Below are 16,630 nucleotides of genomic sequence, written 5' to 3' on the forward strand. Positions count from 1 at the left end.
CCTTCGGGTTGCGGGCGAGGCTGAGTTCTGGAGTGAGGTGACACTGTAAAAATGACAAAAAGTGTTGAATCGTTGTGTTCTGCCATAAGGCTGAGTTGTCCCCCGGAGTTGATCGGGGGGAGCGCGTTGCGTCGTAGGGTGGCCGCGGTGATCGAGGGTGCTTGCGCCGACGTACCTGCTGTTTCCTTGGGTGGTGCCTGCTGACATGACTCTGTCGAACGAATGGTCCATGACGCACGTGAGCGAAGCCGGACCTACCGGACGTGTCTTTCTCGGAGGTGAGGTGGAAGCCGGCCTGGAGATGTGGGCGGAGGTGGGGGAGCCGGGGACGGTCACCTATCGCGCGCCTTTGCGCTGCGATGTGCTTCGTCCCGACGGCTCACTCCAGCCGAGCCTGCTATCCGTAATGGCGGATTCTGCAACTGCTACTTCGGTGTTCTCGGCATTGGGTTGGTCCGCAATCGGTCCTACAGTCGAGCTTCGAGTAGTTCATTTGGGGCCGCCGGCGCGGGCGGCCACCCGGCTGGACGCGGTGGGATCGGCGCTGACGGTCGAGGGAGGAGTCGGGACTGCCCGGGTGGATCTGAGGGACGACCTTGGTAACCCGGTGGCCTACGCCATCGGCATCATGGCGATCGAGCAAGCAGATCCGGTGGCATGGCGAAACCATGAGTCGCTGGTGCGCGGAGAGTTTCGGAGCGCGGACTTGGAGGTTGCCGGAGTCGGCGAAGGTACCGCTTCGGCGCGGGTGACTCCGGGCATGACCAACAATCATGGAAATATACACGGCGGTATATTGCTCGCCTTGGCGCACGACGTGCAGGACTTATTCCTGTCCGAAATAGATGGCGAATATCGCAGGTTGCGCCTTGATATCGATTACTTGCGGCCGGCAGATCCTGGAGGTCCTTTGTCGTTCGCATCGAAGCATGTTCGAAGCGGGCGCAGATTGCGCACCGTCCACACCGAGATTTCGGATTTCAATGGCCGGATCGTTGCACTGGCGGCCGGTACGAGCATTGCAGTCCAGGCAGATGTGGCTATTTCTACGAGCATGAAATCGCTCTAGTATGGCGGGTCGCTCGTATCCAGTGAATCGACGGTGGCACGAGCGAGACCGTGAAGGACCTGTAGGGCGCTCGATGGGATCATGGGCGCCCGGCATATCTCGAGCTGATCGGTGCCGGTCATCCGCCGATGCCTGCATGAAAGGTTTACCGGCTTTGGCCGATCAGATCGAAGAGACGTCGGAATGACAGCTCGACCAGCTCGACGAGTCCGGTGGGGTCTTTGTTCTTGTCCCAGTATCGGAGGGCTGTGCTGAGGCAGGAAACGGCCGCTGCGGCTGCCAGCGAGTGATCGATCGTGGGGTCCTCGAGGCCTTGCTCGGACGCGAACTGGCGCGCGATATCGCGCTCCCATCGCAATCTCATGCGGAGACTGCGACTCTCCAAGGAGCGGTTGGTCATGACCAGGTGCGTCAGTCGCATCGTGCGTTCGCTCTGCAGTACGAGGGCGAGCTCGGCAACAGGGCCAGCGAGTGCCGCGACCGTGAAGGACCGGTCGGCTCGTACGGCGACGCGATCTACCATCTCCGCCGCGGCCACATCCTCATCGGCGAAGAGGACGTCCTCTTTGTTCGGGAAATGCCGGGAAAATGTCGCGCTGGAGACGCCTGCCGCCCTGGCTATCTGGTCGATGGTTGTGGCGTCGTAGCCTTGTTGTTCGAAAAGCTCGAAGGCGGCGGCCGCAATGTCGCCCCGAGCGCGAAGCCGATTCCGCTCCCTCAAGGTGGGCATCGCACGCTCCTATCGCGAATTGATATAGATCCTCAAGTTGATATTATCCTACTCGACCATGTTCGGGGCCGGCTGGGGTTGCGGCGGCACCCCGTGCCCTGCCCACATGGTGTGGCTCGGTCGGTCAGCGAACAAAATCAGTCAGATCAATGTACTGTTAGTGCGTCGGACGGCTTCGATGCTCCGGCACGCGAGGTGCAATGGGACGGGTGCGCACATCGGAACACAAGGGGGTGGCGGCGTGTTCGGGACGAAACATGGTCGCTTTGGGTGGAAGTGAGCACTGTGGTCTGCGCGGAACTGCCGGGGCAGGCGTCTACCTGAAGTCGATTCCGTGCGCCGCTGCCGCACGGCCGAGCGAACCTTCACTTCGAAATGTCTGGATCAGCATCGAAGCTGTCGGGCGCAGATGGAAATATCAGGTGATTCATTTGCTGATGGCAGATCAATGGGGCGCTGATCATCGGCAGGGAGAGGATACGATGCGTCAGCTCAGTGCCACCGATAATGTCATGCTCTTGCAGGAAACGCCCAAGGCGCCCAATGTGCTTGGTCCGGTCCTGATTTGCAATCCGCACACCGCACCGGCCGGTCGAATCAGTTTCGAGCAGGTACTCACCGGCGTTGCGGAGCGCCTGCATCTTGCCCCGATGTTCAGGCGACGGCTCGTTCAGGTCCCGTTGGGTCTGGCCAAACCGTATTGGACCGAGGACCCGGATTTCGACCTCGAGGTCCATGTCAGGCATTTGGCTCTGCCGGCGCCGGGCGATTGGCGGCAGCTGTGCATTCTGATCGCTCGACTCTACGGGCGGCCGCTGGACATGGCGCGTCCGCCGTGGGAGCTCTACGTGATCGACGGGCTCGACAATGTACCCGGTATACCGCACGGCGCCTTCGCGCTGTATCTCAAGATCCATCATTGCGCAGTCGACGGTGGGGAAGGCGTGCAGATTCTCACCGCATTGACGGGAGTCGATCCCGCTGCGGAGATCGCGCCCCCGAGGGTCGAATGGCTCCCTGGGCGCCTGCCTTCGCAGTGGGAGTTGCTCGCCCGCGGTCTTCTCGATATGCCGCAGCGACAGCTCGCGCGACTGGAATTGATCGGCACGGCTGTGCCGGCGATCGCGAAGACAGCGGTGCGAGCGGTACTGGGCGGCGACATCGGGCCGTCGATCCCATGGACACGGTTCAACGGACAGGTGACCGCGCACCGCTGTTACGAATCCATTCTGTTCGATCTGAACGAGGTCAAGCGGGTGCGTGCGGCGGTGCCCGGCGCGACTGTCAACGATGTCGCGCTGGCAATGGTGGGTGGCGCACTGCATCGGTATCTGCGCGAGCACGGTGAGCTGCCGCGAGAACCGCTGTCGGCCGCAGTACCCATCTCGACGCGCACAGATAGTTCCGCACCCGGCGGCAACATGATCGAGGGCACGATAATCGAGATCGGCACCGATATCGAGGATGATCACGCGCGACTGGTAGCTGTTTCGGAAGCCACAACCAATATCCGCGCGCGCTCCGGCGTCGGTGTCCGGGAATTGGTCCGGATGTCGGACGCGTTGCCGGGCGCATTGCTCGGGCCGGGTATGCGTTCCGCGTTGAATATCGCTGCGGCAGTCGGCGTTGCGCCGATTGCCAATACTGTGGTGACCAATGTCCCGGGGCCACGTGTACCGCTCTATTTCTTGGGTTGTGAAATATCGGCGATGCACGGCACCGGCCCGATTCTCGATGGGCTCGGGCTGCTTCACATCGTGGGCAGCTATCAGAACGATCTGATCCTATCGTTCGTCTCGTGCCGGACGATGATGCCGGATCCGGCATTTTACGCGGCGTGCATTCGCGAATCGTTCGAGGCGTTGACCAAAGCGGCCTGAGATGCCGCGATTGACGGTGCGGTAACTTCGGCACGGAACAGCCCGAGCAGGTGTGGAGGTTGCGGAAGCGCTCGAGGCGGTATCCACACCCCGTTCGCCGGTGAACTTCACCGGCGAACGGGGTGAACGGGTTGTGGATACCGCTGGTCGCTGCGACTCAGCTACTCGCGGCGGCGAGCGTTCTAGATCAGGAGTTCGCTCAGGGCTCGTGCAGCGGATGTGTATTCGTCGGACAATCGTGCGACGACTTCTGCCACCGGGACGACGGCATCGATCGTGCCGATTCCCTGACCGCAGCCCCAGATGTCACGCCACGGCTTCGGACCCGGGCCAGGAGTCTCGCGGGTGCCGAAATCCATGGCGGACGGATCGGATTGCGGCAGGTTGTCGGGGTCGTAGCCCACAGCTTCGATGCTGCCGCGCAGATAGTTGCCGTGCACGCCGCTGAACAGGTTGGAGTAGACGATATCGACTGCTGTGGAGTTCACGATCATCTGTTTGTAGCGGTTGTCCGCATCGGCCTCGACGGTCGCGATGAATGCCGAACCTATGTAGGCCAAGTCGGCGCCGGCCGCTCTGGCAGCGAGGATCGAACGGCCGTGGGCGATGGCGCCGGAGAGGAGCAGGGGTCCGGCGAACCAATCCCGGATCTCCTGTACCAGAGCGAAAGGCGACTGGGTTCCGGCGTGTCCGCCCGCGCCCGCGGCGACGGCAATCAGACCGTCGGCGCCTTTCTCGACAGCCTTACGCGCGAAAGCATTGTTGATGACGTCATGCAGGACGATGCCGCCGTACGAATGCACGGCCTCGTTGACATCGTGCCGGGCTCCGAGGGACGTGATGACAATCGGAACGCGGAACTCCACAATGGTCGCGAGATCCTCGGCGAGTCGATCGTTGCTCTTGTGCACGATGAGGTTGACCGCATATGGCGCCGCCGGTGCTTCCGGATGATCCGCATCGTGTTTCGCCAACCTTTCGGTGATCTCGGTCAACCATTCCCGCAGCATCGATTGGGGGCGGGCGTTCAGTGAAGGAAATGTTCCGATGACGCCCGCGGCGCACTGGGCTATCACCAGTTCAGGCCCCGAGATGATGAACATGGGCGAAGCGACCGCCGGTAAACGCAACCGGTCGGACAAGATTGGCGGCAAACTCACCGAGAACTCCTGTGGTTTCTTTGTTGTGTGCCAGCACGATGGGCCGCACATGTCGTACGGCCGCGTGGTGCTGACGAACTATCTGACTAACTATTCGGCTGCGACAGCCGGTACGGTGGGACGATAGAAGACCGCGAGTTGGGCGATGCCCGCTGCCAGGCCGCCCACAACTCCGATCAATGCTCCGGTGCTTCCCGAGAACACCGATGTCCACCCGGCGACATGGTCGAGGGAGAAACGGCCGGCCCCGGTTATGGCGAGCGCAGCACCGATGACAGCGAGTACGAAGTTGTATTCCCACCCGGATTTGACACTGAAGAACCCGTTGGATCGGTGGACGGTGTAGGCGGCTACCAGCATCAGCGCGATGAAAGCGGCACCGGCCAAGGAGGTCAGTAGACCGAGTGCCAGCATGATCCCCGCAGCGACCTCGGTCGTCGCGGCGAGCAGCGCGTGCCAGCGACCCGGTCGCATGCCTATGCTGTCGAACCAACGTCCGGTTCCAGCGATGCGGCCTCCGGCGTAGAACTTTTGATATCCATGTGCGGCCATGGTCAAACCGGCGACCGTGCGCAGCAGCAGCAGGCCGGCGTCGATGGATGTGCTGTCCACTGTGGTCATGGGGGAGCCCTTACTCAGAATTTGTCGGATCATCGAGACAAGACGAGCCGCGTTGCCAATTTTCAGGCCAGGTAGTAGCGGCTCACCAGGTCAGCGACGCACGCGGGTTTCGGTTCGCCCTCGACTTCGATAGCCGTGCGGGTGGTCAGCTGGATCGACTTTTCATCGAGCCGGTCGAACTGAACCATGGTCGTCCTGGCCCGGATTCGGCTACCGGCGCGTACCGGTGTGGGAAACCGAACCTTCTCGAGTCCGTAGTTGACACCCATGCGGACGCCGTCGATCCGGCGAAGTCGATTGACGAAGTAGGGAACCAGCGAGAGGGTCAGAAAGCCGTGTGCGACGGTCGCGCCGTAGGGGCTGTCCGCGGCCCGGGTGGGGTCCACATGGATCCACTGGTGGTCCTCGGTGCCATCCGCGAAGCCGTCGATTCGACTCTGAGTCATCGTGAACCATTCGGTGGGCCCCAACTCCTGTCCGATGGCGGCTTCGAGCTCGTCGATGCCTCGGTAGACCGTCACGCTGGAGTCGGGTGGTGGGGGGATGGTCAGGTCGGTCACAAGTGTCCTCACGTCGGCTATCGAGGTCGCCTCGATAAATAGTGTAATTAGAGTACTATATCGAGCGATTGGCATGCCCGCGGATCGCCGGTTTCGCGAGCGTGACGCCTGCCCGGTGCTTCGGTGGGCGCCTCCGATCTTGACTGGCTCAATTAGATAACTATTATAGTTATTTACTATTCGCTGGGGTGCCATGGGCAGCTCATAGATGGAACCGAAAGTGGTGACCTGATGGTTGCAACAGGCCGGGATGCCGCAGACATCGTTGCTGTGCAGCAGCTCGCGGCGCACTACGCCGAAGCGGTAAGCCGGCTCAGTGTGCGTGAGGCTGTCGAGGCGTACGCCGCCGATGGTGTACTCAGCACCCCGACGACCGCGGACGTGCAGGGCAGGGATGCCATCGCCGAGCTGATCGAATCGACGATCTCCGGTCTCGACCTGGTCTTCCAGACGATCCACCTGGGAGTTGTTCGAGTGGACGGAGACATCGCGCGGGCTCGTTTCCCTGTCACCGAGTGGGCGCGCCGCGCCGCCGATGGTCGGGGCATTCAGTTCTTGGGCTGGTACGACGATATTGCGGTGCGTACTGCGGAAGGTTGGCGATTCGGCCATCGCAGACTGATTCCCCGAACATTGGGGCACCCCGGGGGACTGACCGCCGCGCTGCATCCGATTCCAGGCGCCCCGTTCGCGGGAGTCTGACCGAGATGCCACTTCCGGGAGATAACGAGTACTCGCCGGGATTCGGACGTGGATCGTTCGGCCACGCATCGGTCCTCGGCACCACCCTGAATCACTGGGCGCCTGGCGCCTATGCGGAGCCGATCATGGGATGCCCGGCTGCCGGACAGCATGTGTGGGCGGCGGTCCAAACCGAGAACACTCGCGCGCTGCCCATCCGCCACTTCATGAACGAAGCCGCGGTGCGGTTCCTGGTGTACGACGCGCCGATCGGCGAAGACTTCGAGTTTCGGCCGGAAACCGGTTACGGAGGTCTGTGCGAAGTAGGTTTCATCGATGACGAATGGGGCATCTACCAGCTCGGTCGCCCACCGCGGTTTCGGTTCACCACCTCTGATCGGGCCGGCCGGTGGGTCGAGCGTGGCGTGCTCGATCTCGAGTTCGCCCATGATCAGGAGGCGCTGCAATTCGCCACCCCGGATGCCGATGAGCCGTTGGTGTATCTCGCCCGCAAGTTCCGCATTACCGGCGGTACCTATCGCGGCGAGCCCGTCGAGGACGGCTATGTCTTCCACGAGCAGGTCTATGTCCGATCCGGGCACAGTTGGGCGCTGACGGCCTACAAGCGTGAACTCCAAGGCGTCTGGCTCGCGTTTGTCACGCGGTACGAGGACGGTGCTGTGGACTGGGGGCAGATCTGTTACGGCACCCGGGGATGGTCGTTCGCGATCGTGATCTCCTCCGGCTCCGAACCGATTCTGGTGTCGCGGCCCGAAGGGGATGTCGAATTCGACGCCGACGGTAACCCGGTCCGAGCGCGCTTTCTGCTGGGCGACTCGGGTTGGTGGACGTGGAGACCGCATGCGCACGGCGGGGGGCGGGTGCCGCTGCCCGGGCCGCCGGAACACACACCGCGGTGGGCCGAAGGACAGGTCACCAAGCGGGATGAGACCAGGCGAGTCGAGTTCTCCCACACCTGGTGGGAGAGCTATCAATCGCATCTGACCTAGCCGGACGCATCGGGCCCGGCATTCGACGAAGAATGGATAGCACTTCTTTCATGGCAATCGATATCGGCTTGTATTTCGACCTCCGGAATCCGGAACCATGGCGGCAGGATCCTGCACGTCTGCACGCCTTCACCCTGGAGATGTGTGAGGAGGCCGAACACCTCGGTGCTGGATCGCTCTGGTTCACCGAGCACCACCTGTTCGACGATGGCTACTGCTCGCAGCCACTGACATTCGCCGCAGCGGCCGCGGCGCGAACGAGTCGCGTCCGGCTGGGAACTGCGATCGTGATCGCTCCGCTACACCATCCGGCGCAAATTGCCGAGCAGGCAGCGCTGGTCGACCTCATCTCGAATGGTCGGCTCGAATTGGGTTTGGGTGCTGGATACCGGGCACCCGAATACGAACTCTACGACGTGAGTCTCGAGCAGCGGTATGCCCAGACCGATGATCGGGCACGGGAGATACGCCGACTGCTGGGCACCGGCGGGGTCACACCATCTCCAGTGCAAAATCCGTTGCCTGTCTGGATGGGGTATCAGGGCCCGCAGGGCGCCCGCCGCGCCGGCCTCCTGGGCTCTGGATTGTTATCAGCGAACGCAGCCCTATACGAGCCCTACCGCCAAGGTCTCGTCGATGGTGGTCACGATCCTGCCTCGGCACGAATGGCCGGGGGAATCCAAGGTTGGGTCAGCGAGGATCCGGAGCGGGATTGGCCGCTCGTATCGCGGCACCTCGCCCATCAGCTCGACTCTTACCGCCGGCACATGGTGGAGGGAACCGATGCGCCGGTGCCGAAGCCCGTCGACCCGGAACAGGTCCGGGCCCGTGACAGTACGCGAGGACCGATCGATCGATTCAGCTACGGCACCGCTGAAGCGGTCGCGTCCGACGTCGCTCAGCTCACGGCCGGCGCGCCCGTCGAGACGGTCTTCTTCTGGGCTTCCCTCGCCGGGATGCCCGAGGACGTGGTAGCTCGGAACGTGCAGACGATATGCACCAAGCTTCTTCCATTGCTTCGAGAGCTGGGTGAAACCGAGGTCGGGGCGACCACCTCGTCGGGATGAATCGATCAATGGTGGACAGGGCCGCGGCAATGTGAGGTGCAGCGCCGTTCTTGCCGGTATTCAACGCTGCCTTTCTGGAGCAAGGTTCCAATCCTTGCTCCAGAAAGGCATCTGCCGATGCTCTTCGAAAATCGGTGCGGGCACTCCTACCGGATGAATCACCGAAAGAGCGCCGTCGAACAGCGCTGAGAGGTTCCCGCTTCAGTCCGATCGGGAGCGACGGATACGCTTCTTGTCGAGCTTTCCAGTCGGCAGCTTGGGGATCTCCGCTACGAGATCGAGACGCTTCGGCAACTTGTACCGAGCAAGCCGTTGGTCGAGATATTCGCGAAGTTCATCGAGAGTAATAGTGCTGCCCGCGCGCGTGACGACCACTGCGCAAACCGATTCACCCCAACGTTCGTCCGGCACTCCGACGACGGCGCATTCGAGCACATCAGGATGTGTGGTAACGGCGTCCTCGACTTCCAGAGAGTAGATGTTCTCACCGCCGGAAATAATGACATCTTTCTTGCGGTCGACAAGGGAGAGCAGTCCCTCGCCGTCGAGCACACCGATGTCACCGGTGCGGCACCAGCCGTCGTGGATCGTCGCCGAGGTTGCTGCGGAGTCGTTCCAATAGCCGCGGAACATGGCCGTGGTCCTGACGAGGATTTCACCGGGTTCGCCCGGTGCCGCGTCGGTGCCGTCGGCACCCATAATTCGTACCCGGGTGCCGGGGAACGGAAATCCGACGGAGGTGAGGCGGCGTCGAGCCGAATCGGAGCCTTCGCGGCTGTGAAGCTCCCGCGGTAGCCCAGAGGTAATCACTTCCGTCTGGCCGTACAGGTTGAGGAACCCGGCCTCCGGCATGGCCTCCATCGCTGCGGCGAGGGTCGAGCTGGTGATCGGTGCGGCGGAATAGACCACGGTGCGTACGCCGGCGAGGGCGTTCTGTCTGTTTTCAGCGTCAGTGACAAGGGCCTGAAGCATCGTCGGGGCGAGATGCAGGACGCTGATTCCGCGGTCCGCCACGGTGCCGACCGCGATCGACGGATCGAACTGACGATGTAGGACGGCAGTGCCGCCGCGCGCGTGAATGCCCAGCACAATTGCCATGGCGCCGATGTGGAACATCGGCATCACAATGAGAACCGTGTCTTGGGAGCCGGTTCTGAGCTCCGCGCTCATCGTCGACGCGACTTCGCGCATTTCGCGCTGTCCCAGGATGCATGCCTTGGGCCGGCCGGTCGTGCCGCCGGTGAACACGAGGCACGCGATGTCCTCAGGTCGTGCGCGCAGCGTGGGAGCCGCGTCGCCGGCGCGCGCTATGAAGTCCTGGAATCCGACGATGTCCGGACCGGATGTCCCATCGAGGCAGACGACCAATTCAATGCTGGGCACCCGCTCCCGCACTGCTGCGACGACGGGTGCGAGGTCATTGTCGACGAAGACGATCCGCGGTGCGACGTCGGCCAGGACAGCCGCGACCTCCGCGGTGGCGAGCCGGAAATTCACTGTCGCGACAACGATGCCACTGAGCTGTCCGGCAGCAAGCACTTCGCCGAACTCGATAGAGTTGCGGCCGTAGAGTGCGATGCGGTCCTGACGGTCGAGTCCAGAGGCCTCGAGTGCCGCGGTGATCGCACCCGCGCGTTCACGCAGCTCACGATGAGTGATCTCGCGGCCGGGCTCGACGTATGCCGCGACGTCGGGGTAGCGAGTTGCATTCTCATCGAGAATGTCAGCGAGGATGGTCGGCGGTATTCGGGTCATTGGAGACTCCTCGATCTGTAGACGATGAGAGACGGCTGAATGGAATTCAGGGGACCCGCACAATGAGGGCGTCGCCTTGACCGCCGCCTCCGCACAGTGCGGCCACGCCGACCCCGCCGCCGCGGCGGCGTAATTCCAGTGCCAGATGGAGGGTGATGCGAGCCCCCGACATACCGACCGGGTGGCCGAGAGCGATAGCACCGCCGTTCACGTTGACCCGTTCGGGGTCGATGCCGAGCGAACGGGTAGCGGCGATCCCCACGGCAGCGAATGCCTCGTTGATCTCGACCAGATCGAGATCTGCCGGTGCGATGCCTGCGCGTCGGCAGGCCTCGGCGATGGCGTTGGCCGGTTGTAGCTGAAGGCCCGAGTCCGGGCCGGCGACCATGCCGTGGTCGCCTATTTCCGCGATCCAGGTCAGTCCCTCGGCCTCGGCGCGCGCTTTGCTCATCAGGACGACCGCGCAAGCGCCATCGTTGATGGTCGAGGCATTGCCGGCCGTAATGGTCCCGTCATCCCGGAATGCCGGCCGCAGGCGGGAAAGGGTTTCAGCTGTTGTGTCCGGTCTGATTCCCTCGTCGCGAAGGACGTTGATACCGCTACCTTTGCCCGGAATGACAACCGGCACAACTTCGTCGTCGAAAAGTCCGTTCTCCCAGGCCTTCGCGGCGAGCTGGTGCGAGCGCGCGGCGAAAGCGTCCTGCTCCTCCCTGCTGATCGGATCGGTGTCGTTGCCGGTTTCGGTCAGCAGACCCATAGGCTGGTCGGTGAAGGCATCGAGGAGGCCGTCGTAAGCTATATGGTCCAGAAGCGTGATGTCCCCGTATCTGAACCCGCTGCGTGAACCCGGCAGGAGGTGCGGAGCCTGGCTCATCGATTCCATGCCGCCCGCAACGACGACATCGTAGACACCTGATCGAATGAATTGATCGGCCAAGATGATCGAATCGATCCCGGACAGGCAGACCTTATTGATGTTCAGTGCCGGTACGGTCATGGGGATACCGGCCACGGCAGCGGCTTGGCGTGCAGGCATCTGTCCTGCGCCGGCGGTCAGCACCTGCCCCATGACGACGTACTGCACATGTTCGGGGGGCACGTAGGCTTTGCGCAGCGCGGCGCCTATCGCAATACCGCCGAGGTCGGTCGCCGACAGCCCGGAGAGCGCCCCGCGCAGCCGGCCGATCGGAGTCCGAGCTCCTGCGACGATGACGGTGGCGTGCATAGTGTGAAGCCTTCCTGCCGTGTGTGATCACGTGGCCGATTGCCGGCCGATCACGAAACGCTGAATTGGTTGGTGCCGCGTTCATGGCTGCTGCTGAATGCCGGAACGGGGGGAATCCACTGTGCTGGAAGCGATCTGCAGCTGGTCGGCTACGCGGGCTTCGCTGCGGTGTGGCAGGCGAGCAGCATCGCAAAGGGCGTTGATTGCGAGCGCCGCATGGTCGATGGAGAGCGCACGGTCGATCAGGGGGGATCCCCCAATGGCTACGCGTATTGGTACTGAGGTACTAGAAAAGTCTCCTGACGTGGCGGAGTACTGCAAACCCTCCTTCGGTACGGCGTGGTGATCCGCAGTGCCTGTCAGCCCTGGTTCGGATCGTGCTTCTGGACAGTGGCGAACAGCCCTGCTATACAGTTAACTAATTTAGCGACAAGCCGTCAAGCTGTAGGAGGACATCATGCATAACCCTTTCGCTCCGGAATTGTTGCTCGAAGACCGAGGTGATGGGGTATGCCAGGTAACCCTGAACCGGCCCGAAGCCCTCAATGCCGCCAATGAGGCTCTGCACCTCGCGCTCGTCAGGGTGTGGAAGTACCTCGCCGAAGAAACCGATGTACGAGCGGTGGTGCTCACCGGAGCGGGGAAAGCCTTCAGCGCCGGCGGGGACATGGAGCATTTCCGCACGCTGCACCACGACATCGAGCTGCGCCGCAGCGAGATCGATACTGCGGGCAAGTTGGTCCGGGCGATGATCGACTGCCCCCTTCCGATCGTGGCAGCGGTCAATGGTCCGGCTGTCGGGTTGGGTTGCAACCTGGCGGTATTGAGCGATCTGGTCCTGATCGCCGACGACACCTATCTTGCGGATCCACACGTTCAGGTGGGTCTGACTGCGGCTGATGGTGGCGCGGCCACCTGGCCATTGATCATGGGGTTGCTGCGAGCCAAAGAGTATCTGTTGACCGGCGACCGGATCACGGCGCCGAATGCCGTCGCGTTGGGCCTTGCCAACCGGCTCGTCCCCCGTGCCGAGTTGCTCGACGAGGCTGTCGCGCTGGCTCGCCGGCTTGCTGCTCAGCCCGCCCACGCGCTGCGCACCACCAAGAAGGCGATCAACATGCATTTGGACCAGGCGGTGCGCGGCATTCTCGACTACGCATTGGCGGAGGAGTACATCTCGTTCGACACGCCGGAGCATCGGGCCGTGGTCGACCGCTTCCTGACCAAGAAAGAAGCGGCCCGGTGAGCATCGAGGTCGGCGAACACAACCTCGACCTGGCCGAATACCGCCAAGGTTTACGGCGTATGTTGGCGGATCGAAATGACACGCTCGACCGGTGGCGGCGGCATTACGCCACGGTGGAGGAGACCGTGGCAGAGCACGCTCAACTGGTTCGCCTGCTGCACGATTCCGGTTGGAGCAGGTACGGCTGGCCTGAATCGGTGGGCGGTGTCGGCGGCGACGAGCGGCATCGCGCGATGCTGTACGACGAGCTGGCCGCTGCCGGACTGCCGATACCGGAGCAATATCTGCCGCTGGAGACCCTCGGGCCAGCCATGCTTCATTTCGCGCCCGAAGCCGCTGCCGAACTGCTGCCGGCATACCTACGCGGTGATGAATGGTGGGGCCAGGGCTTCTCCGAGCCGGAAGCGGGTAGCGACCTGGCCTCGCTGCGCTGCCGTGCGGTTCGGGAAGGTGATGAATATGTCGTCACCGGCCAAAAGATCTGGACGAGCCACGGAGCCACGGCACGGCGACTGATGTGCCTGGTGCGGACCGGCACGCCGGACTCTCGTCATCGTGGCTTGAGCATGCTGCTCATCGACACCGATACTCCGGGCGTCCTCGTTCGGCCGCTGGCTTTGGCCAGCGGCCGAAACGAGTTGGCAGAGGTGTTCTTCGACGGCGTGAAGGTCCCGGCCGGCCGGCTCATCGGGGGCGAAGGTCAGGGCTGGGCTGTGGCGATGTACCTATTGCAATGGGAACGATCGATGTTCGCCTGGCAGTGCTCGGCGACCATCCTGCGCGTGCTGCGAACATTGCGGGACGATCTTGCCGGGTCGTCCGCAATGCCTGCGGACGCAGCGGCCCGGCTCGCCCGCAGTTATATCGATGTCGTCAAGTTGCGGGCGCGCACAGTGCAGACGATCACCCGGCTTGCGGCGGGTGAGGCAGTCGGTCCCGAGGTCAGTGTCGACAAGATCCTCCTGGCCGGTGCCGACCAAGGCGCATTCGACACGGTGCGAGACCTGTCGGAGTCCTACTTCACTCTCGGTCAGGGTATGGGATCGCAGCGTTCGGACTGGTGGTACAGCCGGTCTGCGACCATCTTGGGCGGCTCGGCCGAGGTGCAACGCGGGATCCTTGCCGACCGGGTACTCAACCTCCCCAAGGATTAGGGATCATGATGGATCAGCAAACCCGCGAGCTGTTGATCGGCTCGGTGCGGGAAATTCTTGCGCGAATCGAGCCGGACCACGACCTCGCCGCGGCGCTCGAGAAGCTTGGTTGGGATGAAGTCCGCGGGGAAGACCCCGCGATCGCGACACAGATTCTGTTCACCGAACACGGTCGTGTGCTGGCACGGACTCGGGCTCTGGACGAGGTTGTGCTCGCGGAACTCGAGTCGATTCTGCCCCCCGCCAATGGTCGTCGCGCTTTTGCTCATCCGCGTCCCGACCAGCTGCGAATCCAGGCCGGCGGTATCGGTGCCCTTCCGGTTCCCTCGGCCGAGCCGTGCGGCATCGTGTTCGGGCCGCTCGACGCGGTCGACGAGATCGTGGCCGTGAGCCGTGCTGATTCCGGGACGGTGTGTGAGGTTGTGCGTGCCGCCGATATGGTCCGGTACGAGCCGGTCGATGCCTTCGACCGCTCTTTGCGATGGACCGAGGTCGTCGCGCCGACGACCGGTGGCGGAGTGCGAATCGATGAGCTGTGGCCCCGGGCAGTCGCGGCAGCGCGTCGCGCGCTGGCCGCCGAGATATTGGGCATCAGCCGGGCCATGCTGGACATTGCTGTCGCGCACACGAGTGGCCGGGTTCAGTACGGAAAAGCCATCGGGTCGTTCCAGTCGGTTCGGCATCGGCTCGCGGAGGCATACGCTGAGTTGGTCGGCGCCGAGCGACTGCTCGAGGTGGCGAGCGAAGACGACGGCGAGTGGTCGGCGGCAATGTGCAAAGCCGATGCCGGCCGGACGCAGCGACGAGTCGCCGCGCACGCGTTGCAGGTTTGCGGTGCTCTCGGCCTGACTCAGGAGTTCGCGCTGCACGGGTTCGTGGCGCGAGGCGCGGTTCTGGACTCGCTGTATCTGTCGCATCGGCAGATCGAAGAGGGCCTCGGTCGTGAACTGTTCGCACAGGATGCGGTGGGGCGGAATCTGCCGCGTGTGGCGGTGGTCTGAGCGGATCGCTGACAGGTCTGTGATGCCAGGGCGAAATCGACAGGTCCATGGAACCCTGGCACATGGTCCGAGTGGTTTGGAATCCGTTCGCGGACAGCACTTTTGTCGCAGTCAAGCCCGCGCAGAGGTCGGACTGTCCGTCGTCAACCTCGGCCCCGGGGTTCGACACGGCTGCCGGTTCCGACGCACGACCCGACCCGCCGCGCATTCTCGGTAGGCCGGTGCGACCGATCGCCGGCGCACGGTGGCGCCGGCAGCATATCGGTCAGGTCCGCTTTCCCAGTAGGTAGTCCGCGATCAGCAGGCGATGAATCTCATTGGCTCCCTCGACCAGTTGAAAGATCTTGGCATCGCGATAGATTCGCGAAACCCGATACTCCGGCGAAGTGCCGTACGCGCCATGGATCTGGACAGCTTCGGTCGCAACTCGTTGCAGCACATCACTGGCGTATTGCTTGGCCATCGACAATTGTGGCCGGGCGCGTTCGCCCGTGTCCATGAGCCGGGCCGCCGCATGGGTCAGTAGCCTGGCAGTCAGTACGCCGGTTGCCATATCGGCCAATTTCGCCTTGGTCAATTGGAAATCGGCGATCGCTTGTCCGAATACCACGCGGTCTTTCGCGTAGGCGAGGCTGTCGGCGAGCGCGGCGTGTGCCTGACCCACGGCGCGCGAAGCGACGGCCAACCGACCGTTTTCCACTGCGCCCATGGCGATGGCGAAACCCTCCCCTTCTTCGCCGAGTAGATGGTCGGCAGGCAGGTGAACATCGTCGAGGAAGACGTCGCCGGTCGAGATGGAGCGGAATCCCAGCTTGTCCTTGTACGGCTTGAGGGTTACGCCCGGGGTGTCGGCCGGCACGATGAACGCACTGATTCCCTTGCGTCCCAACGCTTTGTCGCGGGTCGCGAACGTGACGATGAAGTCTGCGTTGTCGAGGTTCGAAATCCATGCTTTGGCGCCGGAGATGACGAAACCGTCACCGTCGGCACGATACGTCGTGGTGATGCCCGCGACGTCGCTGCCCGACCGGGGCTCGGTGACGCCGCCCGCACCGAAGATCTCGCCCCGTGCCAAGGGCTTCAGCCACCGCTGCTTCTGCTCTTCGGTGCCGTAATAGCGGAGGCCCGAGCCCACGAGGCTGGACGGCAAGCTCATGTAAACCGCCGCGATGTGGTCGACCTGTGCCATCTCTTCGATGACCACGGCATAGGTCAGATGGTCCATGCCCATGCCGCCGTACTCTTCCGGCACCAGACCGCCGAGCAAGCCCAATTTGCCCATCTCGAGGAGCACCTCGCGAGAGAAGCACTCGGTGGCATTGGCTTCGGCCACCAGCGGAGCGACGCGTTCGGCGGCGAACTCGCGCACCATCAGCTGCAGGTCGCGTTGTTGCTCGGTCAGTGGAGTGCAATCGGCCAGCACGGGGATGTCGGACATCCGGTTCCTTTCAGAAGGTTCAACGATCTGCGC

At 63.2% G+C, this 16,630-nt stretch carries 16 protein-coding genes; 9 read left to right on the top strand and 7 right to left on the bottom strand.

The features are described from left to right. Positions 1-157: 157 nt before the first annotated feature. Entirely contained in the window at positions 158-1,069 is a 912-nt protein-coding gene (locus tag OG716_RS05025; RefSeq protein WP_405136520.1) for a hotdog fold thioesterase, read from the top strand. 145 nt (positions 1,070-1,214) lie between these two features. Here OG716_RS05025 and OG716_RS05030 read toward each other — a convergent pair whose 3' ends face one another. Beyond that, the gene (locus tag OG716_RS05030; RefSeq protein WP_405136521.1) at positions 1,215-1,799 is read right to left on the bottom strand and encodes a TetR/AcrR family transcriptional regulator; all 585 of its coding nucleotides are present in this window, start codon (positions 1,797-1,799) and stop codon (positions 1,215-1,217) included. Between the two features lie 482 nt (positions 1,800-2,281). Here OG716_RS05030 and OG716_RS05035 point away from each other — a divergent pair, with 482 nt between their 5' ends. After that, the gene (locus OG716_RS05035; RefSeq protein WP_405136522.1) at positions 2,282-3,679 is read left to right on the top strand and encodes a WS/DGAT/MGAT family O-acyltransferase; all 1,398 of its coding nucleotides are present in this window, start codon (positions 2,282-2,284) and stop codon (positions 3,677-3,679) included. A gap of 182 nt (positions 3,680-3,861) precedes the next feature. On the opposite strand, the gene OG716_RS05040 is transcribed toward OG716_RS05035, so the two are convergent. The 3 genes from OG716_RS05040 to OG716_RS05050 all read right to left on the bottom strand — a co-directional run bounded on the left by OG716_RS05040 (position 3,862) and on the right by OG716_RS05050 (position 6,020). Further along, positions 3,862-4,839, bottom strand: a complete 978-nt coding sequence (locus tag OG716_RS05040; protein ID WP_405136523.1) for an NAD(P)H-dependent flavin oxidoreductase — start codon at positions 4,837-4,839, stop codon at positions 3,862-3,864. A gap of 90 nt (positions 4,840-4,929) precedes the next feature. Continuing rightward, positions 4,930-5,460 carry a DoxX family protein gene (locus tag OG716_RS05045; RefSeq protein ID WP_405136524.1) on the bottom strand — a complete coding sequence of 177 codons (531 nt, stop codon included), beginning with the start codon at positions 5,458-5,460 and terminating at the stop codon, positions 4,930-4,932. A gap of 62 nt (positions 5,461-5,522) precedes the next feature. Beyond that, on the bottom strand, positions 5,523-6,020 hold the full coding sequence (locus OG716_RS05050; RefSeq protein WP_405136525.1) for a MaoC family dehydratase: 498 nt from the start codon (positions 6,018-6,020) through the stop codon (positions 5,523-5,525). A 231-nt stretch (positions 6,021-6,251) separates the two neighbouring features. On the opposite strand from OG716_RS05050, the gene OG716_RS05055 reads away from it, so the two are divergent. Genes OG716_RS05055 through OG716_RS05065 form a run of 3 tightly spaced genes read left to right on the top strand, consistent with a single transcriptional unit; the run spans position 6,252 to position 8,778 of the window. Further along, complete coding sequence (locus OG716_RS05055) at positions 6,252-6,722, top strand: nuclear transport factor 2 family protein (RefSeq protein ID WP_405136526.1); 471 nt, start codon at positions 6,252-6,254, stop codon at positions 6,720-6,722. 5 nt (positions 6,723-6,727) lie between these two features. Further along, complete coding sequence (locus OG716_RS05060) at positions 6,728-7,711, top strand: hypothetical protein (RefSeq protein WP_405136527.1); 984 nt, start codon at positions 6,728-6,730, stop codon at positions 7,709-7,711. Between the two features lie 50 nt (positions 7,712-7,761). Further along, entirely contained in the window at positions 7,762-8,778 is a 1,017-nt protein-coding gene (locus tag OG716_RS05065) for an LLM class flavin-dependent oxidoreductase (RefSeq protein ID WP_405136528.1), read from the top strand. Positions 8,779-8,979: 201 nt separating this feature from the next. Here the strand turns inward: OG716_RS05065 and OG716_RS05070 are convergent, their stop codons facing one another. Both OG716_RS05070 and OG716_RS05075 read right to left on the bottom strand, forming a co-directional pair. Then, complete coding sequence (locus OG716_RS05070) at positions 8,980-10,533, bottom strand: AMP-binding protein (protein ID WP_405136529.1); 1,554 nt, start codon at positions 10,531-10,533, stop codon at positions 8,980-8,982. A gap of 46 nt (positions 10,534-10,579) precedes the next feature. Then, entirely contained in the window at positions 10,580-11,758 is a 1,179-nt protein-coding gene (locus OG716_RS05075) for an acetyl-CoA C-acetyltransferase (protein ID WP_405136530.1), read from the bottom strand. 39 nt (positions 11,759-11,797) lie between these two features. Between OG716_RS05075 and OG716_RS05080 the strand changes: the two genes are divergently transcribed. From OG716_RS05080 to OG716_RS05095, 4 genes are all read left to right on the top strand, one after another. Further along, positions 11,798-12,040, top strand: coding sequence for a hypothetical protein (locus OG716_RS05080; RefSeq protein ID WP_405136531.1), 243 nt, complete (start codon positions 11,798-11,800; stop codon positions 12,038-12,040). 175 nt (positions 12,041-12,215) lie between these two features. Then, positions 12,216-13,004, top strand: coding sequence for an enoyl-CoA hydratase/isomerase family protein (locus OG716_RS05085; RefSeq protein WP_405136532.1), 789 nt, complete (start codon positions 12,216-12,218; stop codon positions 13,002-13,004). After that, a complete protein-coding gene (locus tag OG716_RS05090) occupies positions 13,001-14,158 on the top strand; it encodes an acyl-CoA dehydrogenase family protein (protein WP_405136533.1) in 1,158 nt (385 codons plus the stop codon). The genes OG716_RS05085 and OG716_RS05090 overlap by 4 nt, the downstream gene beginning before the upstream one ends. 5 nt (positions 14,159-14,163) lie before the next feature. After that, the gene (locus tag OG716_RS05095) at positions 14,164-15,159 is read left to right on the top strand and encodes an acyl-CoA dehydrogenase family protein (protein WP_405136534.1); all 996 of its coding nucleotides are present in this window, start codon (positions 14,164-14,166) and stop codon (positions 15,157-15,159) included. A gap of 265 nt (positions 15,160-15,424) precedes the next feature. Here the strand turns inward: OG716_RS05095 and OG716_RS05100 are convergent, their stop codons facing one another. Next, positions 15,425-16,597 carry an acyl-CoA dehydrogenase family protein gene (locus tag OG716_RS05100; RefSeq protein ID WP_405136535.1) on the bottom strand — a complete coding sequence of 391 codons (1,173 nt, stop codon included), beginning with the start codon at positions 16,595-16,597 and terminating at the stop codon, positions 15,425-15,427. Positions 16,598-16,630 lie beyond the last annotated feature (33 nt).

The organism is Nocardia sp. NBC_01388 (assembly GCF_045040085.1).
Lineage (GTDB): Bacteria > Actinomycetota > Actinomycetes > Mycobacteriales > Mycobacteriaceae > Nocardia.

What these genes read in the sequence shown, in the direction of transcription:
- OG716_RS05030 (WP_405136521.1), bottom strand. Translation starts at nt 1,799, where the DNA reads ATGCCCACCTTGAGGGAGCGGAATCGGCTTCGCGCTCGGGGCGACATT.
- OG716_RS05035 (WP_405136522.1), top strand. Translation starts at nt 2,282, where the DNA reads ATGCGTCAGCTCAGTGCCACCGATAATGTCATGCTCTTGCAGGAAACG.
- OG716_RS05045 (WP_405136524.1), bottom strand. Translation starts at nt 5,460, where the DNA reads ATGACCACAGTGGACAGCACATCCATCGACGCCGGCCTGCTGCTGCTG.
- OG716_RS05055 (WP_405136526.1), top strand. Translation starts at nt 6,252, where the DNA reads ATGGTTGCAACAGGCCGGGATGCCGCAGACATCGTTGCTGTGCAGCAG.
- OG716_RS05060 (WP_405136527.1), top strand. Translation starts at nt 6,728, where the DNA reads ATGCCACTTCCGGGAGATAACGAGTACTCGCCGGGATTCGGACGTGGA.
- OG716_RS05065 (WP_405136528.1), top strand. Translation starts at nt 7,762, where the DNA reads ATGGCAATCGATATCGGCTTGTATTTCGACCTCCGGAATCCGGAACCA.
- OG716_RS05070 (WP_405136529.1), bottom strand. Translation starts at nt 10,533, where the DNA reads ATGACCCGAATACCGCCGACCATCCTCGCTGACATTCTCGATGAGAAT.
- OG716_RS05075 (WP_405136530.1), bottom strand. Translation starts at nt 11,758, where the DNA reads ATGCACGCCACCGTCATCGTCGCAGGAGCTCGGACTCCGATCGGCCGG.
- OG716_RS05085 (WP_405136532.1), top strand. Translation starts at nt 12,216, where the DNA reads ATGCATAACCCTTTCGCTCCGGAATTGTTGCTCGAAGACCGAGGTGAT.
- OG716_RS05095 (WP_405136534.1), top strand. Translation starts at nt 14,164, where the DNA reads ATGATGGATCAGCAAACCCGCGAGCTGTTGATCGGCTCGGTGCGGGAA.
- OG716_RS05100 (WP_405136535.1), bottom strand. Translation starts at nt 16,597, where the DNA reads ATGTCCGACATCCCCGTGCTGGCCGATTGCACTCCACTGACCGAGCAA.